This is a genomic window from Enterococcus sp. DIV0712, assembly GCF_050554855.1.
Lineage (GTDB): Bacteria > Bacillota > Bacilli > Lactobacillales > Enterococcaceae > Enterococcus > Enterococcus faecalis.
In genome coordinates, this window is record NZ_CP187333.1 from 2,685,278 (window position 1) to 2,710,000 (window position 24,723).

At 40.3% G+C, this 24,723-nt stretch carries 23 protein-coding genes (1 of these 23 running past the window's edge); 2 read left to right on the forward strand and 21 right to left on the reverse strand.

Annotation, left to right across the window (positions count from 1 at the left end; all coding sequences use genetic code 11):
- The first annotated feature begins 14 nt into the window (after nucleotides 1-14).
- Nucleotides 15-1,001, forward strand: a complete 987-nt coding sequence (locus tag IGL42_RS12780) for a polyprenyl synthetase family protein (protein WP_002358954.1) — start codon at nucleotides 15-17, stop codon at nucleotides 999-1,001.
- A gap of 914 nt (nucleotides 1,002-1,915) precedes the next feature.
- Here IGL42_RS12780 and folP read toward each other — a convergent pair.
- The 21 genes from folP to IGL42_RS12885 all read right to left on the reverse strand — a co-directional run bounded on the left by folP (nucleotide 1,916) and on the right by IGL42_RS12885 (nucleotide 24,286).
- Nucleotides 1,916-2,707 carry a dihydropteroate synthase gene (folP, locus tag IGL42_RS12785; RefSeq protein WP_002385125.1) on the reverse strand — a complete coding sequence of 264 codons (792 nt, stop codon included), beginning with the start codon at nucleotides 2,705-2,707 and terminating at the stop codon, nucleotides 1,916-1,918.
- Nucleotides 2,700-3,293: a non-canonical purine NTP pyrophosphatase gene (locus IGL42_RS12790; protein WP_002354736.1), complete on the reverse strand. Its 594-nt coding sequence runs from the start codon at nucleotides 3,291-3,293 to the stop codon at nucleotides 2,700-2,702. The genes folP and IGL42_RS12790 overlap by 8 nt, the downstream gene beginning before the upstream one ends.
- 3 nt (nucleotides 3,294-3,296) lie before the next feature.
- Nucleotides 3,297-3,866 (reverse strand): GTP cyclohydrolase I FolE, encoded by a 570-nt coding sequence (folE, locus tag IGL42_RS12795; RefSeq protein ID WP_002383148.1) that lies wholly within the window; start codon nucleotides 3,864-3,866, stop codon nucleotides 3,297-3,299.
- The gene (gene folK, locus IGL42_RS12800) at nucleotides 3,860-4,345 is read right to left on the reverse strand and encodes a 2-amino-4-hydroxy-6-hydroxymethyldihydropteridine diphosphokinase (RefSeq protein WP_002354734.1); all 486 of its coding nucleotides are present in this window, start codon (nucleotides 4,343-4,345) and stop codon (nucleotides 3,860-3,862) included. Before folK ends, folE begins: the two co-directional genes overlap by 7 nt.
- Entirely contained in the window at nucleotides 4,346-4,708 is a 363-nt protein-coding gene (folB, locus tag IGL42_RS12805; RefSeq protein WP_002354733.1) for a dihydroneopterin aldolase, read from the reverse strand.
- A 197-nt stretch (nucleotides 4,709-4,905) separates the two neighbouring features.
- Entirely contained in the window at nucleotides 4,906-6,255 is a 1,350-nt protein-coding gene (gene gor, locus IGL42_RS12810; RefSeq protein WP_002354732.1) for a glutathione-disulfide reductase, read from the reverse strand.
- Nucleotides 6,256-6,341: 86 nt separating this feature from the next.
- The gene (locus IGL42_RS12815) at nucleotides 6,342-6,740 is read right to left on the reverse strand and encodes a hypothetical protein (protein ID WP_002375430.1); all 399 of its coding nucleotides are present in this window, start codon (nucleotides 6,738-6,740) and stop codon (nucleotides 6,342-6,344) included.
- A 22-nt stretch (nucleotides 6,741-6,762) separates the two neighbouring features.
- Nucleotides 6,763-7,902, reverse strand: coding sequence for a helix-turn-helix domain-containing protein (locus IGL42_RS12820; RefSeq protein ID WP_104680758.1), 1,140 nt, complete (start codon nucleotides 7,900-7,902; stop codon nucleotides 6,763-6,765).
- Nucleotides 7,880-8,275 (reverse strand): hypothetical protein, encoded by a 396-nt coding sequence (locus IGL42_RS12825; RefSeq protein WP_010710846.1) that lies wholly within the window; start codon nucleotides 8,273-8,275, stop codon nucleotides 7,880-7,882. The genes IGL42_RS12820 and IGL42_RS12825 overlap by 23 nt, the downstream gene beginning before the upstream one ends.
- A gap of 44 nt (nucleotides 8,276-8,319) precedes the next feature.
- Complete coding sequence (locus IGL42_RS12830; protein WP_010710845.1) at nucleotides 8,320-8,547, reverse strand: hypothetical protein; 228 nt, start codon at nucleotides 8,545-8,547, stop codon at nucleotides 8,320-8,322.
- A 262-nt stretch (nucleotides 8,548-8,809) separates the two neighbouring features.
- On the reverse strand, nucleotides 8,810-10,363 hold the full coding sequence (locus IGL42_RS12835) for a hydantoinase/oxoprolinase N-terminal domain-containing protein (protein ID WP_002378874.1): 1,554 nt from the start codon (nucleotides 10,361-10,363) through the stop codon (nucleotides 8,810-8,812).
- Nucleotides 10,364-11,458 (reverse strand): DUF917 domain-containing protein, encoded by a 1,095-nt coding sequence (locus IGL42_RS12840; protein WP_010710844.1) that lies wholly within the window; start codon nucleotides 11,456-11,458, stop codon nucleotides 10,364-10,366. It lies immediately after the preceding gene.
- A gap of 19 nt (nucleotides 11,459-11,477) precedes the next feature.
- A complete protein-coding gene (locus IGL42_RS12845) occupies nucleotides 11,478-12,752 on the reverse strand; it encodes a cytosine permease (protein WP_002354725.1) in 1,275 nt (424 codons plus the stop codon).
- A 485-nt stretch (nucleotides 12,753-13,237) separates the two neighbouring features.
- Nucleotides 13,238-14,800 carry a PucR family transcriptional regulator gene (locus IGL42_RS12850; protein WP_002354724.1) on the reverse strand — a complete coding sequence of 521 codons (1,563 nt, stop codon included), beginning with the start codon at nucleotides 14,798-14,800 and terminating at the stop codon, nucleotides 13,238-13,240.
- A gap of 23 nt (nucleotides 14,801-14,823) precedes the next feature.
- Nucleotides 14,824-16,071: a peptidase U32 family protein gene (locus IGL42_RS12855; RefSeq protein WP_002368523.1), complete on the reverse strand. Its 1,248-nt coding sequence runs from the start codon at nucleotides 16,069-16,071 to the stop codon at nucleotides 14,824-14,826.
- 27 nt (nucleotides 16,072-16,098) lie between these two features.
- Nucleotides 16,099-17,019: a peptidase U32 family protein gene (locus IGL42_RS12860; protein ID WP_002354722.1), complete on the reverse strand. Its 921-nt coding sequence runs from the start codon at nucleotides 17,017-17,019 to the stop codon at nucleotides 16,099-16,101.
- Nucleotides 17,020-17,199: 180 nt separating this feature from the next.
- The gene (locus IGL42_RS12865) at nucleotides 17,200-18,234 is read right to left on the reverse strand and encodes an FUSC family protein (protein WP_002354721.1); all 1,035 of its coding nucleotides are present in this window, start codon (nucleotides 18,232-18,234) and stop codon (nucleotides 17,200-17,202) included.
- A 268-nt stretch (nucleotides 18,235-18,502) separates the two neighbouring features.
- On the reverse strand, nucleotides 18,503-20,998 hold the full coding sequence (locus tag IGL42_RS12870) for an ATP-dependent Clp protease ATP-binding subunit (RefSeq protein WP_010710843.1): 2,496 nt from the start codon (nucleotides 20,996-20,998) through the stop codon (nucleotides 18,503-18,505).
- A 2-nt stretch (nucleotides 20,999-21,000) separates the two neighbouring features.
- Complete coding sequence (locus tag IGL42_RS12875) at nucleotides 21,001-21,468, reverse strand: CtsR family transcriptional regulator (RefSeq protein ID WP_002354715.1); 468 nt, start codon at nucleotides 21,466-21,468, stop codon at nucleotides 21,001-21,003.
- A gap of 303 nt (nucleotides 21,469-21,771) precedes the next feature.
- Nucleotides 21,772-23,001, reverse strand: coding sequence for an aminotransferase class I/II-fold pyridoxal phosphate-dependent enzyme (locus IGL42_RS12880; RefSeq protein ID WP_025191893.1), 1,230 nt, complete (start codon nucleotides 22,999-23,001; stop codon nucleotides 21,772-21,774).
- Nucleotides 22,979-24,286, reverse strand: coding sequence for a PTS sugar transporter subunit IIC (locus IGL42_RS12885; protein ID WP_010710020.1), 1,308 nt, complete (start codon nucleotides 24,284-24,286; stop codon nucleotides 22,979-22,981). The genes IGL42_RS12880 and IGL42_RS12885 overlap by 23 nt, the downstream gene beginning before the upstream one ends.
- 145 nt (nucleotides 24,287-24,431) lie before the next feature.
- Between IGL42_RS12885 and IGL42_RS12890 the strand changes: the two genes are divergently transcribed.
- Nucleotides 24,432-24,723: the 5' end (the start) of a MurR/RpiR family transcriptional regulator gene (locus IGL42_RS12890; RefSeq protein WP_002354705.1), read on the forward strand. The gene runs 566 nt beyond the window's last position; only the first 292 of its 858 coding nucleotides appear in the window; the start codon lies at nucleotides 24,432-24,434; its stop codon lies off the right edge, out of view.

The window sequence follows — 24,723 nt, forward strand, 5'->3', positions numbered from 1 at the left end:
AAAGGAGTCATCTTATGAATATACATCCTATGTGGAATACCTATCCTACGTTATCAAAAGAATTAACAACTACTCTTCGCTTGATGGAACAAGCGGTTCAAATCGATAATCAAGAGATTCAAGCTGCTGTCCATGACATGATTCATTCTGGCGGCAAATTGCTACGTCCAGCCTACCAACTGTTGTTCTCTTATTTTGGTGAACAGCGGGACCCTAAAAAGGCGACAGCGTTAGCGGCTTCCATTGAATTACTGCATACCGCCACGTTAGTTCACGACGATATTGTCGACGAAGCCGATACGCGTCGTGGCTTGCCAACACTGCGTTCGCGCTTTGGGAATAGCACAGCTGTGTATACAGGCGATTATCTTTTTGTTTGCTGTTTCAAGCTCTTATCTGATTATTCTTCTTCATTAAAAAGCATTCAATTAAATTCGCGCAGTATGGAAAAAGTCCTAACTGGTGAGCTTGGTCAAATGGACAATCGCTATAATTTCGAGGTAACGATTGACCAATATTTAAAAAATATTTCCGGAAAAACTGCGGAACTGTTTGCGCTAAGTTGTTTTGTCGGTGCCTATGAAAGTGGCACCTCCCAACGTTTTGCCAAACGTTGTGGTGAAATCGGCGAAAATATCGGGCTGGCTTTTCAAATTATTGATGATATTTTGGACTATACACAAACTGCCGATGCTATCGGCAAACCCGTCTTAGAAGACGTACGTCAAGGCGTGTATTCTTTGCCTTTGATTTATGCACTTGAAGCCAATCGTGAAGTCTTGTTGCCACTTTTAATGAAAAAAGAAGCCTTGACCGATGAAGAAACACAGGAAATTTATCGTCTTGTCCATGAACTAGGTGGCGTAGAAAAGGCCCAACAATTAGCCACTCATTACACAGAAAAAGCGCTGAAAGAAATCAGCAAACTTCCTGAAACAAAGGCCCAAGCGAAAGAACAATTGTATGAAATTACACAAACGATTTTGACAAGAGAAAATTAAAAAAGCCGCTGGATCCTATTGAGGATTTAGCGGCTAGCTTTTTAGGTGATATCTTGGTATAATAAACACGAAGAGAGCGTACTAGACATACGCTCTCGGGTAGACCGTTTAAGACGGTAGCTTGATTTTAATACGGAAATAAACCCGTCAATCTTCGCTAAAGGTTATGACGGGTTTATTTTTTGTCGTTTTTATTACTGATTTTGACAATTAATGTTGCGAAAGCAATCGCAAGCATCAATGCTTCAAAGACAGTCACTACTATTCCTTTCTAGGGAAAGAGCAAACAAGCAAAAACATTGGCAGTCCCCCCTTTTTTGAGAAATTGCCACCGTCATAAACTTCCTACTTGTGTAGTATAACACATTTGTGCCTTCCTAGAATACGCTTTCTTTTTTATTTACTATTCGACTTTTCCGTTTCAACTTGCTATAATAAACACGAAGAGAGCGTACTAGACATACGCTCTCGGGTAGACCGTTTAAGACGGTAGCTTTAATTTATTGGTTAATAAACCCGTCAATCTTCGCTAAAAGTTATGACGGGTTTATTTTTTGTCGTTTTTTTTACTGATTTTGACAATTAATGTTGCGAAAGCAATCGCAAGCATCAATGCTTCAAAGACAGTCACTGCTATTCCTTTCTAGGGAAAGAGCAAACAAGCAAAAACATTGGCAGTCCCCCTTTTTTTGAGAAATTGCCACCGTCATAAACTTCCTACTTGTGTAGTATAACACATTTGTACCTTCCCAGAATACGCTTACTTTCCTGATTATTCAACAGCCGCTTTCTTTTGTAATAAAAATCGCGCACCGTTTACTGGGATAAAACGATTCAGCCAACTAAAATTTTTTAGACTAAACAGACCGACCATCTTTTTTGATGGTCGGTCTGTTTAGTCTATTGGTCTACCTTTACTCCTTCTCCGACAATGCTCGCCAGACATCAAATGTTTGTTTTAAGCCTTGGACATTATGAACACGTAAAATTTCTACGCCTTGTTGTGCTGCATACAAGGAAGCAGCGGCTGAGCCAAAATCACGGTTGGCTGGTTCTGGTTCGTTCGTTAAAGCGCCAATGGTTCGTTTGCGAGAAACGCCGTATAGTAACGGATAATCTTGGTAGCGAAAGGCGTTAGGATCTTTTAACAGTTGAAGGTTTTCTGCGACAGTTTTATGAAAGCCAATCCCTGGATCGAAACAAATTTTTTCTAAGGAAAGCCCATATTTTTGGCATTGTTCAATTTTTTCTGTATAAAATTGGTGCAACTCTTCTTTTAAAGAAAGGGATTGGTGTTTTCTGGAATGCATAATCACAACTTGGACTTCAGGATATTGTGCGAGGACTTCTGCCATCCCCGGAGTGTCTAATCCTTTGATGTCATTAATCATTGTGGCACCAGCTTGGATCGCGGCTTCTGCTACTTCGGGATAGTAGGTATCCACAGAAATCGGCGCTAGAGAAGTCTCACGTATTTTTTTAATTAACGGTAATACTCGGTCTGCCTCAACTTGTGGAGAAACTTCTTCGTAGCCAGGACGTGTGGATTGGCCGCCAATGTCTAAAATATCGGCCCCCGCTTCTAGTAGATGAAGCGCATGTTGATAGGCCACGTCGACCGTTGTGTAGCTACCGCCATCAGAAAAAGAGTCGGGGGTCGTGTTGACAATCCCCATAATTTGGTAATTCTTTTTTAAATCAATCATTGTCACATTGCTCCTTTATCTGCTGAATCATCTTTCGTAAAGCCCGCATTCTAGGACTTATCTTCATTCGTTCACTCGTGGACAACTCCGCTAAGGTTTTGCCTCGATCTGGTAAATAAATAATCGGATCAAAGCCATAACCACCTGTACCGCGCGGTTCAACTAATTCACCAGTCAAAGTGGCTTCCGTTTGCAACAGTTTGTCGTCATCGAGTACATAGACCAACGTGGCTGATAAGGTTAACTCTCGGGTCGACTGTTGCCCTTCAAATAAGTGCAACAGTTCGCGGTTCTGTTCTTCCGGATTGGCTGAATGGAAAAAGCGGCTTGTATGAATACCTAATAAATCAGGAAAAGCAGTTAACGTTAAGCCGCCATCATCACCTAACACTGGGCGGCCAATTAATTGTTGGAAAAAGCGAGCTTTTAGATAAGCATTTTCAGCATACGTAGTGCCAGTTTCTGCAGGTTGTTCTTGACTGGTTGTATACTTTCGATAAGAGACAAGTTGAATAGCGGGGTCCTTAAGTCCTGATTGCATTTCTTTTAACTTACCTTGGTTATTCGTGCCAACAATGATTTCCATTTTCTAACGTATCTCCATTAAAAATTGATTTTTCCACTCTTGTTCTTTAAATAGTCCGGTAAATTGAAATGTTTTGGTGCTACTTTGTGGTGTTTTCACGCCGCGCATCGTCATACACATATGTTCCGCTTCAATGGCTACTGCAATGCCTTTGACGGGAATATTTTCTTGGAGTTTGCGGGCAATTGTCACTGTTAAATCTTCTTGAACTGTGGGACGTTTGGCACAATGTTCTACTAATCTTGGTAACTTGCTTAGTCCCAATACTTTGCCACCTTCTGGCAGATAAGCGACATGTACTTTTCCATAAAATGGCAATAAATGGTGTTCACACATTGAATAAAAGGCAATATCTTTTACTAGAACCATTTCGCCTTCATTTAAGCTATCAAATAATTTATAATCGTCAAATTCAGGTTCGGTTAATCCACTAAAAACTTCTGCATACATTTTAGCTACGCGTTTGGGTGTATCAATGAGTCCTGCCCGTTGAGTATCTTCCCCCACTGCTTCTAAGATTGTGGTAACTGCCTGCTCAATTTGCGCTTGTTTTTCCTGCTCCATCTCTACCATTCCTTTTCGCTTACTCGCACTTCTTCTTGATTGCCACTGCGCTGAATCCACGTAGCTATTGGCGCGCCCAATAGTTGTTCCTCTGCGTAAACATCACTTAAGGGAATCAAAACAAATGACCGTTTTGTTAATTCTTGATGAGGAACTTGTAAGTGGGGCAACGTGACTGACTGCCCCCCTAATAATAAAATATCAATATCAATAATCCGCGGACCCCAGTGAATTAATTTTTTACGTTTCATTGCTTGCTCAATCCCTTGGGTAACAGCCAATAACTCTTCAGCGGTATAGCTAGTATCAATTTTCAATACGGCGTTCAAAAAATCATCTTGGTCTGTATAGCCGTAAGGATCCGTTTCATAAAGTTTTGAAGAAGCCACGACCTGAATCTGCGGGTCTTCGTTTAAATAATTGCGGGCTTTCACTAAATTTGCGTATGGATCGCCGACGTTACTACCTAATGCTACATAGCCAATCATCTATACTTCTCGCTCCATTTCAATTTCAATATTGTCAAAAAGGCCGGGCATCGGCACACTATATTTTCTAATTTTAATGATAATTTTGTTCAATTGTTCTTGATAATCTGCGGAAATATCATCTAAAATAGCACTCGCTAACCCTTCGATTAAATCGTACGAGTGATTGTTTACTCGTTGGGCAATCAATTCATTCACTTCGGCATAATTGACAGTTTGAGTGACATCATCTGTTCGCCCTGCTTCGGCTAGCGACAACTGCATTTCAAGGTCGATTTCTACTTGCTGTCCTAGACGTTTTTCTTCTGCCAAAACACCATTTTTTGTGAAAAATTTCAAGTTGTTAATTCTAATTTTATCCATCCTCTAACTCCCTACCCTCTGTTTTGCTGATTTTTTTAATCATAGCATATTTCTTGGAAAAGTCAGTAGTTAAAAGATGGAAAAGTGGTTATTGGTATGATATAAAAAATTACTTTTTACGAATCAAATAATATAACTCGTGTATTCAAAAAAGAGCGTTGCTGATGCAACGCTCTTTTTTGGGGTTTATTCGCCTTTTATCGCATTGTTACAAATTCTTCTGATCCTGTTGGATGAATCGCAACAGTATTATCAAAATCAGCTTTGGTCGCGCCCATTTTAATAGCGACTGCAAAGCCTTGTAGCATTTCGTCAACACCGATGCCGATGCCATGCAAACCGACAATTTTTTCTTCTTTGCCGACACAGATTAATTTCATGTCGCATTTTTGACGGTATTCTCCTAAAGCGAAATACATTGGCGTAAAGCTAGAGCGATAGATTTTCACTTGGTCTTCACCATATTCTTCAAGCGCTGCTTTTTCCGTCAAACCAATTGTCGCAACTGGTGGATGGGTAAAGACCACCGTTGGTACCAAGTTATAATCCAAATATAAATCGGTTTGTCCGTTAAATAAGCGTTCAGACAGGCGCCGACCAGCGGCAATCGCGACTGGCGTTAAGTCGATTTTACCAATGACATCGCCGACTGCGTAGATGCCATTTTGCGTGGTATTTTGGAATTTATCTACTTTGACGTAGCCTTTTTCATCAAGTGCTACTTTCGTATTTTCTAAGCCTAATTGATCCGTGTTCGGCTGACGGCCTGTCCCGAAAATCACGGCATCTGTCGTGATTGATTCACCATTTTCAAATGTAATAACGTACTCATTCTGCGCCGTTTTTTCAATTTTAGCTGGTGTTGCATTCGGATGAATTTGCATGCCCATTTCTTGATAGCGTTCTACGACTTTTTCAGAAAGCATGTCATCAAAGCTTCGTAATGGTCGTTCATGACGGAAGGCCCAATGTGTTTCTGCGCCTAAGCCATGTAAGGTTCCTGCTAATTCGGCTGCGATGTAACCCGCACCGACAAAGACCACACGTTTTGGCATTTCTTCTAATGCAAAGAAGCCGTTTGAATCTAAGGCATATTCTTCTCCTGGAATACCTAGTTTTTTCGGACGACCACCTGTCGCAATTAGAATGTGCGGCGCCGTATATTCTGTCCCATTGACTTCAATTGTTTGCTCCCCAGTAAACGTAGCGTAACCATGGATACGTTCAATGTTGTTACTGTCTAAACCACGATTATACGCACCATGTAAGAAGTCAATATATTTTTCACGATTTTCAACTAATTGTTTAAAGCTAAAATTTTTGATTTCAACATCAAACCCGTAGCCTGCTGTATCTCTTTCCATCATTTCCATCATGCTGCTGGCTTGCCACATGACTTTTTTAGGCACACAACCAACGTTGACACAGGTCCCACCAATTTCGTTGCCCTCAATTAAAAGGACGTTGGCTCCGTGCATTCCTGCGCGGTTAGCAGAAGCAATCCCGCCACTACCGCCACCAATAACAATATAATCATAGGTTTTCATTTATTCTGGCTCCCTTTCAATTTGAACTTTCTCCTTTATTATCGCAAAAAATAGCAAAAAAAGACAGTCGTATTACTTACTTTTGTTTAGTTTTCTGCTGCTTCTGTTTCATGGATTCGTTCCGTAAAAGCACTGGGGGAAAGGAATTCAATCGTAGCATTGTCGAAGGGAATTCCTAAATCTTCTTTCGTTACGTTTGGATTCATTGTAATGACATAAAGTGTTTTGCCTAAGGAAAGTGCAATCCCAATTTCTAAATAACTTAGTCGGTCAAAGTCACCATTAATAAAAACGTAGGTTGCTTCGTGAAGATACCGTTTTATCACTTCAATATCTGTAAACATTCCGGTTTGAACACAATCTGCTAACCCGAAGCCCACACCCCCCGCACAGCCATGCTCATCTTCAAACAGCTGAGGATCTACCAAAAGGTCCGTTTGAATACGAGGGTTTTGACCAATTTGGTAGGCGAATAATTTAGCCATAGTTATTCCTCCTTCTTTTTGATTACTCGTTAGAACGTAATAATTCAAGAACAATTTCTGTTTTGTCCTGCTCCGTTTGAATAGCTGTTCCTAATATCTTTTCTATTTCTTCTTTAGGTAATTTAAAAGCTTGATTTAGTTGACTTGCAGGAATGACTTGGTGCTCTAAAATCATGTGGTAAACTTTTTGGAAAACTTCTGGCTGTTCGATAGTCAGTTGGTCATCGTAAGGCTCTTTCGTTTTCCATTTATTTTTAGCAATTCTTTTATTTAAATAGAGACGTTGATCATCATTAATTAACGCTAATGTGTATGTTTTTTGAATCATTGATTGAAGAGAAACTTTCCAATACTTTTTCAAATCAATATAGTATTCTAACGAAATAGACAAGAGCGAATCAGAAAAAGCCGCTGAAGGAAGGAGAAAATGCGCAGCAAATAGATTTGCTTGATACTCAATAATGTTCTTTAATTCTGTTTGCGAATACTCATGAATACTTTCAACACCGTTGTGTAATAAAATATGTCCTAGTTCATGCGCCACGTTAAAACGACGACGGACAGCAGATTCATGATTATCTGTGAGCATAATAAACGGCCGACCAATCATCCAACGCGAGACCGCATCTAGTGTTGGATTGGACATGTTGGCTTCTGAAATAATCACACCATTTTGTTCAGCCAACTGAATGAGATTAGGGACTGGCGAAATCAAGTCTAAGCCCCAAATTTTCCGTAATTCCTCAGCCTTTTTCACAATTTCTTCTTCTGTGATTTCATAAATACTCTTTTCAATTAATTCTGGTAAACAAACTTTGGGAAAGTTCACATATGTTGCTAATACTTTATACACTTCTTGCACATATTTTAACCGCTCTTTTTGCATATCTCTTACTTTCTTCGTCGCCGCACTTCGGCTTCTAAAAAAAGTTGCGCCTGAATACAATTCAAATGTATCTGCTGAAAAGAAACTACGGGGAAATTGTAAAACAGAAATTAGTTTTAATATGCTATCTGCTTTAGGAATTGTTTTTCCCGATTCGTAATTCGAAATCATTTGCCTAGATAGCTCTGCTTTCTCGGCTAATTCTTTCATTGTTAATCCTCGTGCAATGCGAGCCGAAGTTAATTGCTTTGGATTAAAAATCAACCTCTCGTTCATTTTCTAGTCCTCTCCTTATCAGTTCGTCAGCGGTTGACGTAAAAGTCAAATGTAGGTCCTTACGAACTTCCTCTGGATTTTTTAAAAGAACTGGTGCCTGCGTAATATCAATTTGGTCAATCCAACGACCAACTCCAATATCTGGTAACCCTAATCGAACAAAACGTAATTGATGATTCGATCCGCCATAAGTTAGTAATAAGAATGGTGGTTGATTGGCATCATAATACTCATTTAAATCTTCTGGTTTGTCAAATAAATTATACTGCTTATTTAATAAGCTCCCACGATTTCTAAATAATGCCTTTTTAGGAACTGAAGCTTCTGATAAAACTTTCGCTGGCGTTAAAATTGCGCCTTTGGTTTCAATCATTAAGTACGTATGGCCATTGACATATCGACTACTAGCTTTGTCAGCTATTTCATGTGGGATTGCTGATGAAGTGTTAACACTTGTTTTAAACCAACATCAACCAATCCATGCCGAACGTGTCCCCAAACTTTTTTCATTTCTGCTCGTTGAAAAATAGATTCTCTTTCTGTTAGCTCCATTAAGTAGCGATATGCTTCTCTTATGCTTAACGATAAAACACCAACCATTCGTGCATCACAATTTCTTTTTAAATGTTCTTTTAAAATACTCATTATTTTCTCTCCTTTTTTCATAACACCCCAACAACATACCATGTTAACATTTTGCCTTTTCTAAAAAAATATGTCAACACAAAAAAATGAACTTAGGAAGGTAAGTCATTTCGACTTACCTTCCTAACTCTGAATTTTAAAATAAACGGCGAGACAGATATAGCTTCTTCTGTACTCTTCAGGATAAAACTTCAATCGACAGCCCTAGCCCGACCTCATATTTCAAATAACTCTTCTTATAACTTTTGCTTTGCACTGGTCCTCAATACATATTCCCAACCACTTTTACTCGTAAGCGGGTTGCATTTTCTGGATGATAGGCGAGTGGTGTTTCTTCCACCTCGACTAACTCGATTGTGCCAGGGACTGCACCCGCAAGTTCAGCTTGTTGGACGGCTTTTTCTTGGGCATCAGTCAACGCCGCGTCTCGTTGGATTTTTGAATAAACATAAATTTGTTCGTATTGTCCGCTAATCTGAGCGATAGAGGCACCGATGGCATTCGCCACTGCTCCGTTTTCGTTGCGAATTAGCGCTTTAACGCCTGTCAATTCTTCGGGGATGATAATACTCCCACCACCAACTAAAACGACCGTCACGTCTGCGGAACTGGTCTTCATGCGATCAATCGCTTCACTGACCAATTCGCCAATTTTTTGGTACACTTTTTCCGCAAACGTTTGGTCTAAATGAGCCACTTTGCTAGGATCACCGACTTGGGCATGGCCTAAGCGAACCGCGATATCAGTGGTCGTTAATTGTGTGCCGCCAAAAACAAGGGCCTCTTGTGTAATACGGTAGCCGACACTATCGGGGCCAACTGTCACAGAACCATCTGGTTGTTCACGCACTAGACTGCCGCCGCCGACACCGATTGACACGATATCTGGCATTCTAAAATTGGTCCGTACCCCGCCAACATCAACGGCCAGTGAAGATTCTCTTGGAAAGCCATCCACTAACACGCCAATGTCTGACGTTGTGCCACCAACATCTAAAACAACCGCATCTTTCAAACCAGCTAAGTAAGAAGCGCCACGAATACTATTTGTTGGTCCACAAGCAATGGTTAAAATAGGAAACTGTTTGGCATACGTTAACGACATTAACGTACCATCATTTTGACATAAGTACACTTGGGCGTGATGAATTTTTTCTTGTTCTAAGGCTTGTTCAAAGCCTTCGCTGGTCACTTTAATTACTTTGTGCAACGCAGCATTCAAAATTGTCGCATTTTCCCGTTCAATTAAACCGACAGACCCAATCATTGAGGAGCAAGATACAGGAACATCTGCCCCTAACACTTCCTTCGCAAGTGCTTGGACAAACAATTCTTGGTCATTTTTTAAAGAAGAAAAAACGCCAATTACTGCGATTGCCTCTACTTCTCCTCGCCAAGAGGCCAAAATCCCACGTAATTCTTCTTCGTCCAGTGCAGTCAATGGTTGTCCATCATATTCGTAGCCGCCATGTGCTAAAGCATACGTTTCTGAAAGAGTGGCCACTAAATCCTTGGGCCAAGCTGTGTAAGGCAAGACCGAAGCGGTTGCTGGATAGCCCAAACGAAGGACCCCAACTTTTGCTAATTTTTTTCGCTCAACAATGGCATTCGTACATTGGGTCGTGCCCAACATTGCATGTGTGACTTTGGTTGGGTCCACTGCTGATTCTGCCAAGACTTTATTTAAGGCACCGGCAATCCCTGTTTGAATATCATCGGTTGTTGGAACTTTCACTGAATGAATCAAGTTTAATTGATGATCTAAAATAACAGCATCTGTATTTGTGCCGCCGACATCGATACCGATTTTATACATTTATTTGTCCTCCTTCGCTACTAAGTTTTCTAGTGGTTGATAATCCATTTCGTAGCCGAAATACCGAGGACCCACTGTTTCGATACCTTTTTTCGTTCGCCAAGCGGCATTCGCTTTCAAGCCCATTACTTGGACACGTTTGCCGTATTTCAGGCTTTCTGTTGTCACAGGCGTTAAAGTTTCTAAATCTACCATACAAATCAAATCAGGCGTCATCGCAATCACCTGACCATCTTTCTCGGCAATTAAATTTTCATTTTGAAAATGGACGACTGCTTCTGAACCATCGTCACTGTTTAAGCCACTCAATTTGACACGTCCCAAATTGAAGCCACCTTTTACTTCTCGTTCTACATCTAGAATTTTTCCTTGGAACAATTCAAAGCCATCCGTAACTTCTACTAATGCTTGGCGTTTTTCTTGTTCATCTGCATAGGTACCTCGAATCACTTTGCCAATTTCTTCTGATAATGTCACGATGTTGTGAATACCATAGTCTTGTAATTGTTTGCCTGTCGCGGGATAAATGCTCACTAAAGCACTAGCGCCCATTTCAACCGTTTGAACACGAGCAAGACGTTCTGTCCAAGTATTATCAATCGTTTCCATAATGCCAATATTTCCTTTTTCATCGGTAATTGCCATAGGGGTCGCTGACATCCCATTCAAATGGAACGTTACCATAGGCAATTCTGGAAAGGCCCGACCCATACCATCACAATCCACCAAGGGAATGCCTAGCTTCGCTGCAACAACAATTGGAATCATTGAATTGACGCCCCCAGCTTCCATTGGAAAGGTTCCCGCAATCGTTTCTTGGTCTAAATATTTTCCTAACTTCTCAAAGACACGGACGAATTCGTCGCCTTTGGGAAATTTTTCAATTGCGACAGATGGGGCACCCATCATTGCGGCGGGTAGGAAAAAATCCTCCGCGGCAATTTCTTCTGGAGAAACCAGTTTGACAGGTCCGTTTTCTTCGATGGCGGACAAAGCCATCATTTTACCAATGTAGGGATCACCGCCACCTCCTGTCCCTAAAAAAGCTGCTCCTGTGGCTATATTCTCAATTGCTTCTGCATCTAAATAACGCATTCTCCGACACTCCTCTTCTTCATTCCATTTCTAATGATTCGGTGTTCGTCTGTTGACGTTTTGCACCGAAATAATAAATAACAAACGATAAAACAATGCCAATTAGCGGTTGGTTAGGCAATTGAGGGGCATTGGGAAAGAAACTCATAATCACCGGAATGCCCCCCACTGCAGCACCAATTAGCCATGAAAAAACACCTAATTTATTCACGCCAGGCGTTGGCTGCCATTTGGTTCGATCGCCTTTGTTAATCAACCAATAGGCAGCAATCATTACACCAGCCACTGGTGGCACCATCGCAGAAAGGACGGACATAATCGGCGTAAAGTAATTTAAAATCCCCACAACTGCTAATAAGGTTCCAATGGCGCCGGCCGCACCGACAGCGACTTTTTCTTTTTCTTTTGGAATATCAAAGACATTAATCAAGGCCAGTCCGCCAGAAAAAGCATTCACGGCATTCGTGGTCCAAGTTGCTAAAATTAGCGCAATAATTCCTAAAACTGGAAAACCGAGATTCATAAAAACTTCCGTGATATCTGCGGTGTTCGATGCAATGGTCAAGACCGCACCAACACCAATCATCAACAAGCCTGTCGGTAAAATCCCTAAGGTGGCCGCTTTGACCACATCTTTACGAGAAGAAACATATTGAGAGTAATCTCCAGCAATTACTGCGCCTAATGCAAAAGAACCGACAGTCATTGAAAGACCTGACATAAAGCTTCCTGCTGTTTGAGGTGTATATTGACTAACAGCTTCCCAACCGTTGTTTCTTAACGAAGCCACCAAGCCATAAAGACAAACCAGAACTAACACAGGAACCGCAAAATAATTCAGAATTTTCAATATTTTTATGCCATAAAGAGCCGAAATAAGCATGATAATTCCCCAGATTAAGGAAGAAAGCGACACAGGTAAATCAATGCCGTAAATTTTTAAAAAGTTCGTGAAGGCGCCGCCGCTGACATTGGCTTGCAAGCCAAACCAACCTAAGCAAGCAATCGCTAGAATAATAGAAATGATCTTTTGCGAACCTTGAATGCCAAACACTTGAGAAGCGACTTTGACAGAAGGTTCTTGTAAGTCGGAACTTTGAATTCCTTGTAAAATCATTAAAATAACAATAATACCGTAACCAATAAATCCTGTTAACAAAGCTTCCCATAAAGGCATGCCTGCAACTAACGTTCCTCCAATAATTAATCCTGGCACGCTAATCATTGCGCCCGCCCAAACAAATGCTAAGCTAAGCCACGATTGTTGTTGCTCGTTTTTTAATTTCATTCTCATTCCTCCTTAATTATTTTTTCAATTATAACGAAAAATCAGTCATAGGTCTTTTTCAAATTAAAAAAAATATCGAGGAAGTTTTGGCTTAAAATAAAAAAATAGACAAGAACCTGGGACAAAAATCACTTTGGATTTTTGTCCCAGGCTTAAAAATTGATAAACGGCGGAAACAGAAGCAACTCCTTCGGAAATAAGCCGAAATTGTTGAGAATCACGAAGAACGTAGTGATTCGATGATGAACAATACCTACTTGGTCTCCAAAAATTAAAGAACACCGGGTAGGTATCATGCAACATCAACTCGTACCTCGTTGTGTTTTATGACAATTTTCGGAAATTCCTTCTTATTGCTGAGAAACACCATTTGCAAAGCAAATAGATGACATCTGCGATTACTCGATGTATTTGAGCCTTTGAGAGTGTTGAACAGTACCTACGTGGTTCTCGGAGTTAAACACTTCTGTCCCGACCGCTGTCTGCTTTTTTCATTCATTCGTGACCAAGCGATATAAGATCATCGCCAAATAGACTTCATAGGCTTCGGCGGCGTTAGTCATATCATAGCCGAGCGCTTCATTAATTTTACTGATACGATATTTGACCGTATTTTTATGAACAAATAGGCGTTCGCCGCATTCTTTAAAATCACTACTTGCATCTAGTAAAAACGTTCCTAATGTCATTAACTGCTCTGATTCTTTTAAGAGAGGTTGGATAACTGCTAAGCGTTGTTGGATTGCTTCTTCTCCTGCTTGGAGACACGTCATCATTTGTTGAACTGTACGAATTTCCGCGATTGATAACACTTTTCTTTGTGGATAGACGCGCTTTAAAAACGGCGCGACTTGATTAGCGGTTTGGTAGCTGACACGCACTTCAGTCGTGTTACGAACTTTCGGACAAAGGATGATTTCACCTAAATAGTCCTGATAGTCTGTGGCTTGCAAGTATTCTTTACTAATCGTGGCTTCAGGCTGTTTGTGTAAATAATTACCTAAGAGAACAATCAGGTAATTTTCTGTTTGCTGGACAATCGTTGTTTGGTAATAGTAACGTAGGAAATCTTTCAAATCTTGCTGAATAGCGTGGATTTCTTGTCCTTGTTGCCAAATAGGCAAAAGCCACATCGTTTCGACAGAAGAAATATCAATCATTAATTTTTTGGCTAATTGGTACATCTTATCACTTTCATCGTTAATGATTGCTTGGACTAAGGCATACTCACTGACTTCGTCATAGTTTTTCCCCCATAAATTCAGAGCCATCTGAACGACTTCCACCGCTTGATTCATCTCAAAAGAGGTTAACTGCTCTTCTTCTCGAATGAAGTAAAGCTTCAATGTTTGTCCATCTTTCTGAGGAAGTTTTTGCGAGGTAATGAAGTAGGTCGTTTCTCCCAGCGCTACTTTCTCTTGTGATTGATAAAGTAACTTGGTTAAGGGCAATTTCGTGCTTCGCGGCCAATTGATGGTGCTGATGATTTCATTGGTATATGTGGTTAACGCAATGTTGACTTTTAAAAAATCGGATAGGATTTTCAAGGTCATTTCCACACTGCGGTTTTGTTCAGGCAAAAGGGAAACTTTTTCCAAGAGGTCCGTTGCAAAAGAAGCCATTTTATTTTTATTGACTAACAATTTCATGACTTCATAAATGACTTCGTTGTAGCGTAATGTGGGATCATTTTTAGGCATTTGGATTAAAATAAAACCTAAAGAATCCGCTAATTGAATCACTTCCTCTGCAACTTTCGGTACGATAATCCCAACGTAGTACAAGATTAGGCCTACTTCGCCTAATTCATGGAGATGCCGAATCGTTTCGCATTGCTTCACCACATCATGACGAATGGCACAAAATGAACCAATCAAAATTTCGCCAGCATGGTATTCATTTGTTTTGTGAAGTTTTTCCGAAAACAAAGACATATCAGAGACTTCTAAAAAAGAAAGAGAAGCAACAGATGTGTCCAATTGGTTTTTACCAGAAAGTACCGTTGCTTCTCGCAAAGACGGTAATTTTAATAAATCATTCACGCGGACACTCATATTTACTCCTCCTTTTGGCTGGTTTATTTTTTCTTACGAATCATATCGCCGACTGCAACAGGTTGCGTCACTTCCATTGTTAATAACATCATGGGATTAGGTGCCCGATCGATCGCTTCACCGTCTTCATTATACATCTCTTTAACGGTTTGGTGGAAATGGGTAAACCCGGGACCATAAAATTCAATTTCATCGCCGACACTGAAAAGGTTCCGTTGACGAATCGTTGCGACTTGCGTCTTTTCGTTGTACGCAATCACTTCGCCAACAAATTTATATTGTGGAATTTTACGACGTTCGCCGAATAATTGTTCATTTTCACTTGGTGTATTGTAATAAAAACCAGTTGCTAATTCACGTTGTGCTACTTTCCATAATTCATCAATCCACTCTTGTTGGCAGACATAGTTTTCAGGGTCTTCCATGTAAGAATCGACGGCTTTTTTATACACATTAGCGACTGTCGAAACATAGTGAATGGATTTCATGCGACCTTCAATTTTAAAACTATCGACACCATTTTCAATTAATTCTGGAATATGTTCAATCATAGACATATCTACGGCGCTCATTGAAAACTCTTCTTCAACTTCCCCTTCACTGGTTTTGCTCCGACGTTCTGTCCCAAAAGGCATATCAAATAACTCGTATTTCCAACGACAAGATTGAGAGCAACCGCCACGATTGGCATCCCGCATCGACATATGGTTGGATAAAGTACAACGTCCTGAATATGAAATACACATTGCTCCATGAATAAAGGCTTCAATCTCAATGTCCGTATTTTCACGAATCGCTGCAACTTCCTCCATTGAAACTTCGCGCGCTAATACCACACGTTCTAAGCCTTCATTTTTCCAAAATTCTAATGTTTCATAGTTGGTTGCTGAAGCTTGTGTCGATAAATGGATAGGTAAACCTGGTGCTTCTGTCGCACAAATTTCGATTAAAGCTGGATCGGAAACAATCACAGCTGAAATTCCGATGTCTCGCAATTCTCTGAAAAACGCTCCTGCCCCTTCCTGGTTTCCTTCATGAGTGACCATATTGGCAGCGACATAAACTTTCGCATTATGTTCGCGGGCAAAGGCTACGCCTTCCGCCATTTCTTCTGGCGTGAAATTTCCTGCGCGGCTACGCAGACCGTAGGCATTCCCTCCGATATAAACGGCATCGGCACCGTAACGAATTGCGACTTTTAGTTTTTCTAGCGTCCCGGCTGGAGCCAACACCTCGGGACGCTTCAATGTTCGTTCTGTCATTACTTTCATGTTCTTCTTCCCCTTAAATGAATCAATTTATTTTATTGCATCGGCACTTAAATCAAAGAAACCATTGTCTAAGCCACGACCTGTTGGATGTAATTTTTCAATTTCAGCTGTTGCATGAGCTGCTTGATCTTCTGACCAAGTTCCCGCTTCAAGTGCTGCTTTCGCTTCAGCAAATAAGCGAGCAATCGCGACAAAATTTTCACCTGGCGTGTAAAGGCCATCGAGCTTCCATGTACGATAGTGATGGTCATACAAGTTTGTTAACTCATTCATCAAGTTCACATCGTTATTGGCAAAAATATGCGTACCATGACTATCTTCATAAATGGAATAGTGGGTTTCTGGTTTTTTGGGTTCAGAAATAAACAGCCCTTCGTCTTTCGTAACCCCTTTGTCGTTCTTTGTGTAATTGTAGTAATTTTGAATTAATGGGCGTTTCGATTGATGAATACACGTCGCCCCATAGACAAGAATTTCAGCTGGAACTGCTAAGTTTTCTTCCATTGCGACCATTTCTTCAAAAGGTACTTCCCGAGCTAGGACAGCTCCGATGGCTCCTCGTTTACTCCAAAAATTGATTTGACGTGAGCTCGTTACTAAGGTTTCACCATCATAAACGTAAGGAATTTCTAATCCATCTCGTTGCATAATAAACACAATACCTGGATCACCCAAAGTAATTTTATCGACGTTGATTTCTTTTAAAAATGTCAGATACTCTGGGACTAATTTCATTTTTTCAGGGTGCATAATGCCATTTACTGCAACTAGCACTTGTTTGCCCATTTCATGTGCACGTTTCACAATCTCGCGTTGTTCATCTCGTGTAAAAGATACGGGCAAACGCAACCCGAATGTTTCTTCTCCAATATATAATGTATCCACACCTGTTGCGAGTAATTCTACAGCCTGCTCAACAGATTCTGCAGTTGCAATCAGTTCAATCATAAATATAGCCTCCTTCTTTATGACCGTTTAATAGTATCATACGTTCACAAACTTTAAAAGAGCCTATCTGTATTAAACGTACATTTTTCACAATGTTTCCGAAAAAAATCTTGGTAGAGAAGCGCCATCCGCTTACCTACCAAATGCTCTTTTTTTAATTACTGGTCATCTGTTCTTTGGTCACTCGTTCAAGTGATATTTTCGTTCATAAAACGTTACTACAACGGTGAATAGCCACGCTGCCGCTAAGCCTAACAAGCTGCCTAAAACAATCCCCAAAAAGCGGAATTGAATCAACGTTATCACGTACTGCTGACGAACGAGCAATGAAAGCATCAGAGCCATAGGCGTTGTGAAAAATTGCGCCAATCCATAATTACGACGAATAAAATACTCAACGGTCACAAATAAGATTGTAATCACGACAATCGATTCAAAAGTTGTCAAAGCTAAATTAAGCAGAAAAGCGGAAATAACCAATCCAATCGTTGTGCCAAAAATTCGCTGAATATTTCGCTGCTTAATCGCACGTAAATTGTCTCCTTGTAAAATGGATGCACAGGAAACGACTAACCAATACGGATTCTGTAAATGTAAACTTTCGCTGATATATACAGCAAAAAATAAGACAAAGCTATAATATATGCTATCTAATGGCGCTTCTGGATGCCGATAAATTCGTTCCCGTAATGATCGCTTAGCTAGCGGGGCACTGATTTCCTTCTCTGTAAAATGCAACACTAGTGCAAACAAAATGGAAAAGCCAATGCCTAATAACATACAGCCACTCATGAACGGAATTTTTGCTAACGGAATACTCGTACTGGCACCCATCGCTGTCACCATCACACCAAAGAAGGCCCCTGGTTTTGAAATATCGTAGACTTCAAAGAAAAAGCGGCCACCAAAACCGACCAGGGCAACAACAATGGGAATAAGCCATGCAATATGGGTCGATAACATGCCTAACAAATTTCCTAAAAAAAGGTAACTACCGACCACAGATAAACGAGTCATTAACTGTTTTAATGGTAACGGCTGATAATATAAAAAAGTAAAAATACCTAACGAGCCAAAGCTTGAAATCAATAATTGATGATTGATATAGCCCAAAAAAAGAATGCTGAACATAACCAAGCCAGCAAACACTAGTCGAAAAGGATTATCCTTTGGACGCTGATAATGTAGTAATTCTCGAAAAAAAGATTGTTCCATTCCATCACCCCTCCTTATTAACGTAGCACAGAAAAATCAATCTGGCAATTCTCAAAAAGAAATCGCCACTGGAAAATAGAAAAAGGAGCGTGGGACAAAAATCACTTTGGATTTTTGTCCCACGCTCAAAAACTGATAAACGGCGGGAACAGAAGCAACCCCTTCGGAAATAAGCCGAAATTCTCCAAAAATTAAAGAACAATTTTCGGAAATTCCTTCTTATTTCTCGGAGTTAAACACTTCTGTCCCGACCTCCTTTGCATCTCATCTATACAGTTTGTAATTCTTTCGCTTCTGTCTTTGGTGCTTTTGGTGCCCGCACATTTAACGTAATTTTGCCTTTGCTAGCACCTAAGGTTACTTTATCCCCTAACTGAATTTGACCAGAAAGAAGGGCTTCACTTAAACGATCTTCCACTTCTTTTTGCAAGGCCCGACGAATTGGACGTGCGCCATATTCTGGATCAAACCCGACTTTACCAATAACTTCAATTGCAGCTGGTGTGATTTTCACTTTAACCTCTTGTTCGGCCATCCGTTTCACGACAGATTGACTCATAATTTTTACGATTTCATGAATTTCCTCTTGTTTCAAGGAATGGAAGACAACCGTTTCATCAATTCGGTTTAAGAATTCTGGACGGAAGGCTTTTTTCAATTCTTCCATGATTCGTTTTTGCATTAATTCATGATTTTTAGAAATGTCTTTCACATTGAAGCCGACATGTTTTTCTTCACGAATCGCTGTTGCTCCTAAGTTGGAGGTCATGATTAAAATCGTGTTACGGAAATCGACTTTTCGTCCTTTGGCATCCGTTAAATGGCCATCATCTAAGACTTGTAATAAAATATTAAAGACATCTGGATGGGCTTTTTCTACTTCATCTAGCAAAATAACGGAATAAGGACGTTGACGAATTTTTTCAGTTAGTTGGCCGCCTTCTTCGTAGCCGACATAACCTGGAGGAGAACCGATTAAACGGCTAGTACTGTATTTTTCCATAAACTCAGACATGTCCACGCGAATCAAGGCTTCTTCGCTGCCAAACATCGCTTCGGCTAAGGCTTTGGCAAGTTCTGTTTTCCCAACCCCTGTTGGTCCTAAGAACATGAAGGAACCAATCGGTCTTGCTGGGTCTTTCAAGCCACTACGCGCACGACGGATAGCGCGTGAAACAGCTTCAACTGCTTCATTTTGGCCAACGACCCGTTGATGTAAAATGGTTTCTAATTCCATCAATCGTTCGCTTTCTTTCTTCTCTAGCTGCTGCAAAGGAACGCCTGTCCATTGTGAAACAACCCCAGCCACGTCTTCTTCTGTTACTTGTGTACTGTAACCAGACAGACTTTTTTCTTTCACTGCAATCAATTCTTCTAGTTTTTCCATCACTTGTTTTTCTTTTTGACGAATCCGAGCAGCACTTTCAAATGATTGGTTTTGAATGGCCTCTTCTTTTTCCGTAATTAATTGAGAAATTTCGGTACGCAATTCATTAATTTCTGAAGGTTGATCTGCCTTATCTAAACGAACTTTTGCTGCAGATTCGTCCATTAAATCAATTGCTTTATCTGGTAATTGGCGGTCATTTAAATAGCGAATCGATAATTGAACCGCTGCATGTAGAGCTTCATCTGTAATTTCTACGCCATGATGGTTTTCATAGCGGGAACGCAAGCCTTTTAGAATTTCTTCTGCTTCTTCTGGGGTTGGTTCTGCTACTTGAATACGGGCAAAACGACGTTCCAAAGCGGCATCTTTTTCAATATATTTTTGGTATTCATCCAGAGTTGTCGCACCAATGGTTTGCAACTCGCCACGTGCTAAAGCAGGTTTTAAAATATTTGAAGCATCAATCGCCCCTTCTGCACCGCCAGCACCGATCAAGGTATGCAATTCGTCGATAAATAAAATGACTTGTCCATCTTGATAGATTTCATCGACAACTTTTTTCAAGCGATCTTCGAACTCACCTCGATATTTGGTTCCAGCAACCAAGGCACCCATGTCTAGCATCATTAAACGTTTGCCTTGCATATCTTCAGGGACTTCTCGGTTGACAATTTTCTGGGCTAAGCCTTCTGCTATCGCTGTTTTCCCAACACCTGGTTCACCGACTAAGACAGGATTGTTTTTGGTACGGCGACTCAAAATTTGGATTAAACGACGGACTTCGGTCCCGCGACCAACTACTGGATCCAAGCTTTGTTCTCGTGCTAACTTGGTTAAATCTCTTGCTAAAGAATCCAATGTTGGCGTCCCTTGTGGCGCATTTTTATTTTGACCATTCCGACGACGTTGTGCGCCATTGGGTTCGGAAACGCCCATTTTTTTCAATAATAATTGACGCATTTTGGATAAGCTTAATCCTAAATTCACTAAAATTCTAGACGCTAAAATTTCTTCGTCTCTTAACAAGCCTAATAATAAATGCTCGGTACCAATCTTTTGAGCCCCTAAGCGCTTCGCTTCATCTCCAGCATAGGCAAAGATTTGTTTGGCTCTTGGTGAATAAGGCAAGTATAAGTTGTTATTCCCCATTGGACTTTGCATGGTGCCATAGCCACTTAAATGCTCAATTTCTTCACGGATGTCTTCTGTGTCAGTATTCAATTGTCGTAATGTTTTTCCGGCAATCCCATTCGGTTCTAAAACGAGTGCTAATAATAAATGCTCAGAACCGACGGATTGGTGACGAAAATACTTCGCTTCTTCTTGGGCAATCGCCAGTACGGCTTTCGCACTTTCTGTAAATAGTTCATCCATAGTTATTCCTCCTCATAGCTCAAGCGCTCTAAAAATGAACGCATTATTTGAGCTCTTAGAAAATCTTCGTGATTCCCCAGACCATTCAATGTGCTTTTACTTAAAGCAGCTAGCATTAAATTGCCTTCCTTTTTCGTAATCACTTCTTCTTCATACAATGTTTGAATAAATGTTAGCGCATCTTTTTCTGTTAAGGTTGCGCCAATCAATTGATCCATTTGTTTTAGTAATTGATCGTTATCTGAAATTTGTACTTTGACAATGCGAATATAGCCGCCTCCACCACGTTTACTTTCAACTGCGTAGCCTCGTTGGATGGTAAAACGTGTATTAATTACATAGTTAATTTGTGAAGGAACGCAATTAAATAAATTAGCCATTTCCGCCCGACGGATTTCAATTTTATTACTTTCTTCTAAAATCTTTTTTAAATAAGCCTCGATTAAATCTGACGTATTTTGATTACTCATAGTCTTCCATCCTTCTTCTCTCTTGACTAATATTGACCATTATTATATCGAACTTTGCCTATTAAATAAAGAGGAACGCTTTGACTTTAATAAAAAAATGCAAAACAGGAGGAGCAACCTCAGTCAAACTGACTTAAGTTCCCCTCCTAAAATTGAAAATATGTTATTGAATCACAGAGGCTGAGACAAAAGTGTTTAGCTCCAAGAATTTCGGCTTATTGTTTTCTCGCCAAAGGCTCGTCACATTTTTATCCTTGCGAATTCCGAAGGAGTTGCTTTTGTTCAGCTGATTATCTTAATGTCTCACAAAAGCGATTCTTCGCCATAGGCTTGATCCAAGGCTTGTTGAATATCTTCGATAATAGATGTTGGCTCTTCCAAACCAACGTACATGCGAATGTGCGCTGGCGACAAGCCTCTTTTCTGAACAGCCGCCAAGTTATTGCCTTTGAATACAGGCAAGGCCAAACTTTCAAAGCCACCCCAACTGACCCCAATTGTGACTAGCGTCAATGCATTCACAAATGTTTTCAAACGTTCAAAATCGGTATCTTTTAAATCAATCGCAAACAATGAGCCATAACCTGTTAAATATTTTTCTGCTAACGCTTGTTGTTGTTGATTTCCTACAAAAGGATGATATAAGCGACTGATTCGCGGATCCTTTTGCAAAGCCGACAGCACCGTTTGGATGGCTTGAGACTGATGCGCCAACCGAACAGGCATGGTACGAATACCACGTAACGCTAACCAAGAATTGAAGGGACTATTGACTGCTCCTAAAGCTTGATGACCATGTTCAAAAATTTGATCTACAAGCGCTGCTTTGCCAATGACAGCCCCTGCTACAATATCCGAATGACCACCAATATATTTGGAACAAGAATGAATCACCAGGTCCACATTATGGCATAAAGGATGCTGAAATAACGGTGACGCCCACGTGTTATCAATGACAGTGTATGCGCCAATTTTTTGTGCTAACGCAGTTATTTTTTCTAAATCTAGCAGTTCAAACTTTTGTGAGGACGGACTTTCAAAGTAAATGACTTTGGTGTTTTCCTGAACAAATTGAAAAAGTTCTTCTGTTTCTGCAACGTCTACTTTGGTCAAGGATACGCCAAATTTCTCTAAATATTGCACAAACGAAACAGATTCTCCATAAATTGTATTGACCATTAAAACATGATCACCTTGTTGGAGCAACGTAAACAGCGTTGCCGAAATAGCGCCCATTCCTGAGGCAAAAACTTTACATTTTTCTCCACGTTCCAAACGAGCAATTTTTTTCTCTAAAATTTCTGTTGTGGGGTTGGTGCCACGTGTGTAAACATAATTATTTTTTTCATCTATACTCGCTGCCATAAATTCTTCGTAAGTTGGAAAATAAAAGGAAGAGGTTTGAACCAACTCGGGCACCATCGGATGATACATTTTTTCCATTCCTTTTTCCACTTCACAGCAAATATTTTCATCATTCTCAACATGCATTTCCTTCACTCCTCTTTCTCTACAATGTTTCTGGTACTTCATGGGCTTCTTCTTTTTGATATTGTCGATCTAAGGCTTTTACAAATGGATAATAAATAACGACACTAGCGGCAACAGCTAAAACTTGCGTCACTGCACCTTGCCATTTTCCCACTAAAAAGCCCGAAAACAGAAAGGGCGTAGCCCATGGTGCTTGAATGTTTGTAAACATTGGCATGAACCCAATTTTCATTGACAGAAAGGCAATCAAGACCGATACAATCGGCGCGACCGCAATCGGAATCAATAATAAAGGGTTAAAAATAACTGGGAGTCCAAAAATCAAGGGTTCATTAATGTTGAAAAATGCTGGAACAAACGAAATTTTCGACATGGCTTTCATTCTAGATGAATGTCCGACGATGGCCATTGCAATAGCCAAGCCAATCGTGCAACCAGCGCCTCCAATTGTAGCAAATTGATCGAGCATTTGGACCGTGCCAAAGTTGCCACTTTGAGCAGTTAATTGTCCTAATTCCGCTAAGCTTTGGTTTTTGTCTGCATTCGCATATAAAATAGGATATAGCATGGAATTGATGACAGTTGGATGAATTCCAAACCACCAGAACAGTCCATTTAAGCCAGCCACAATAATAATTGCAAAAGGGGTTCCGATTAAACCTTGCAGTGGCGCTTGAATCACCGCATAAATTAATTGCGGGAAGGAATCCGCAAACGAAAGCCCAATCCCATTAATCAATAAAGCCACCGCTACCACAAAAATCCCAGGAATCAATGCACTAAAAGCTTGGCTCACCATAGAAGGCACGCTTTCAGGCATTTTGATGACTAATTTTTTCTTAATACAGAAACGAGTCAACTCAACCGAAAGAATTGACATAATAATGGCCGTAATCACCCCTTGCGTTCCTAACCAATCAAACGATAAAACTTTCGTCACAACTTCGCCTGATTCAGTGGTCACCGTTTTCGGTAAAACGACTACGTAAGCGACAATTCCTAAAATTAATGAAGTTAAACGATCCATTTCGTAACTTTCCGCCAATTTATAGGACATCGTCCCAGCAAAAATAATTCCCATCATGTTGAAAGTTGCTCGATAAGCTGGTGAAATCATATCCGCCCAATCTGCACCGAAAATTCCAGCCATAAAATCGCCATACCCTGCTACTGGAAAATCTGTAATCAACATAAAAATCGATCCAATAATTGTTAACGGCATAATTGCAAAAAAACCATTTCTTAAGGCTTGAAAATAACGTAAACTTGTAATCCTTGAAACTTTAGGCACTACGGCTTGCTCCACCCAGTTTGTTAACTTATCCATTTCACTTCTCTCCTTAATCCTTTGTGATATCCTCATCATAAAGAAACCGCTTTCTGATGTAAATACGACTAACTGATTCTGTAACTATGTTTCATAATTCATACGCTTAAGGTATACTGAAAGCGAAACAAAGTACCACAGAGAGGTGAACCCATTGAATCTAATCGAATGTTTAGAACAAAAAGAACGCTATACATATAACGAAGGGCTAATTATTGATTTTATTTTATCTCATACTGAACGAGTCCTGCATATGTCGATTTATGAACTAGCAGAAGCCACCAACTCTTCAACCTCCACGATTGTTCGTTTGTGTAAAAAAACAGAAACTAGCGGTTTCAAAGAATTTAAAATCCGCTTGTCCCGCGACTTAGAAATTCACTACCAAGCAATCCGGAATGTTGATGCGAATATGCCTTTTTTAGCGCAAGATTCTG

What these genes read in the sequence shown, in the direction of transcription:
- IGL42_RS12780 (WP_002358954.1), top strand. Translation starts at nt 15, where the DNA reads ATGAATATACATCCTATGTGGAATACCTATCCTACGTTATCAAAAGAA.
- folP (WP_002385125.1), bottom strand. Translation starts at nt 2,707, where the DNA reads ATGATTGATTTAAAAAAGAATTACCAAATTATGGGGATTGTCAACACG.
- IGL42_RS12790 (WP_002354736.1), bottom strand. Translation starts at nt 3,293, where the DNA reads ATGGAAATCATTGTTGGCACGAATAACCAAGGTAAGTTAAAAGAAATG.
- folE (WP_002383148.1), bottom strand. Translation starts at nt 3,866, where the DNA reads ATGGTAGAGATGGAGCAGGAAAAACAAGCGCAAATTGAGCAGGCAGTT.
- folK (WP_002354734.1), bottom strand. Translation starts at nt 4,345, where the DNA reads ATGATTGGCTATGTAGCATTAGGTAGTAACGTCGGCGATCCATACGCA.
- folB (WP_002354733.1), bottom strand. Translation starts at nt 4,708, where the DNA reads ATGGATAAAATTAGAATTAACAACTTGAAATTTTTCACAAAAAATGGT.
- gor (WP_002354732.1), bottom strand. Translation starts at nt 6,255, where the DNA reads ATGAAAACCTATGATTATATTGTTATTGGTGGCGGTAGTGGCGGGATT.
- IGL42_RS12815 (WP_002375430.1), bottom strand. Translation starts at nt 6,740, where the DNA reads ATGGCTAAATTATTCGCCTACCAAATTGGTCAAAACCCTCGTATTCAA.
- IGL42_RS12820 (WP_104680758.1), bottom strand. Translation starts at nt 7,902, where the DNA reads ATGAACGAGAGGTTGATTTTTAATCCAAAGCAATTAACTTCGGCTCGC.
- IGL42_RS12825 (WP_010710846.1), bottom strand. Translation starts at nt 8,275, where the DNA reads ATGATTGAAACCAAAGGCGCAATTTTAACGCCAGCGAAAGTTTTATCA.
- IGL42_RS12830 (WP_010710845.1), bottom strand. Translation starts at nt 8,547, where the DNA reads ATGAGTATTTTAAAAGAACATTTAAAAAGAAATTGTGATGCACGAATG.
- IGL42_RS12835 (WP_002378874.1), bottom strand. Translation starts at nt 10,363, where the DNA reads ATGTATAAAATCGGTATCGATGTCGGCGGCACAAATACAGATGCTGTT.
- IGL42_RS12840 (WP_010710844.1), bottom strand. Translation starts at nt 11,458, where the DNA reads ATGCGTTATTTAGATGCAGAAGCAATTGAGAATATAGCCACAGGAGCA.
- IGL42_RS12845 (WP_002354725.1), bottom strand. Translation starts at nt 12,752, where the DNA reads ATGAGAATGAAATTAAAAAACGAGCAACAACAATCGTGGCTTAGCTTA.
- IGL42_RS12850 (WP_002354724.1), bottom strand. Translation starts at nt 14,800, where the DNA reads ATGAGTGTCCGCGTGAATGATTTATTAAAATTACCGTCTTTGCGAGAA.
- IGL42_RS12855 (WP_002368523.1), bottom strand. Translation starts at nt 16,071, where the DNA reads ATGAAAGTAATGACAGAACGAACATTGAAGCGTCCCGAGGTGTTGGCT.
- IGL42_RS12860 (WP_002354722.1), bottom strand. Translation starts at nt 17,019, where the DNA reads ATGATTGAACTGATTGCAACTGCAGAATCTGTTGAGCAGGCTGTAGAA.
- IGL42_RS12865 (WP_002354721.1), bottom strand. Translation starts at nt 18,234, where the DNA reads ATGGAACAATCTTTTTTTCGAGAATTACTACATTATCAGCGTCCAAAG.
- IGL42_RS12870 (WP_010710843.1), bottom strand. Translation starts at nt 20,998, where the DNA reads ATGGATGAACTATTTACAGAAAGTGCGAAAGCCGTACTGGCGATTGCC.
- IGL42_RS12875 (WP_002354715.1), bottom strand. Translation starts at nt 21,468, where the DNA reads ATGAGTAATCAAAATACGTCAGATTTAATCGAGGCTTATTTAAAAAAG.
- IGL42_RS12880 (WP_025191893.1), bottom strand. Translation starts at nt 23,001, where the DNA reads ATGAAGTACCAGAAACATTGTAGAGAAAGAGGAGTGAAGGAAATGCAT.
- IGL42_RS12885 (WP_010710020.1), bottom strand. Translation starts at nt 24,286, where the DNA reads ATGGATAAGTTAACAAACTGGGTGGAGCAAGCCGTAGTGCCTAAAGTT.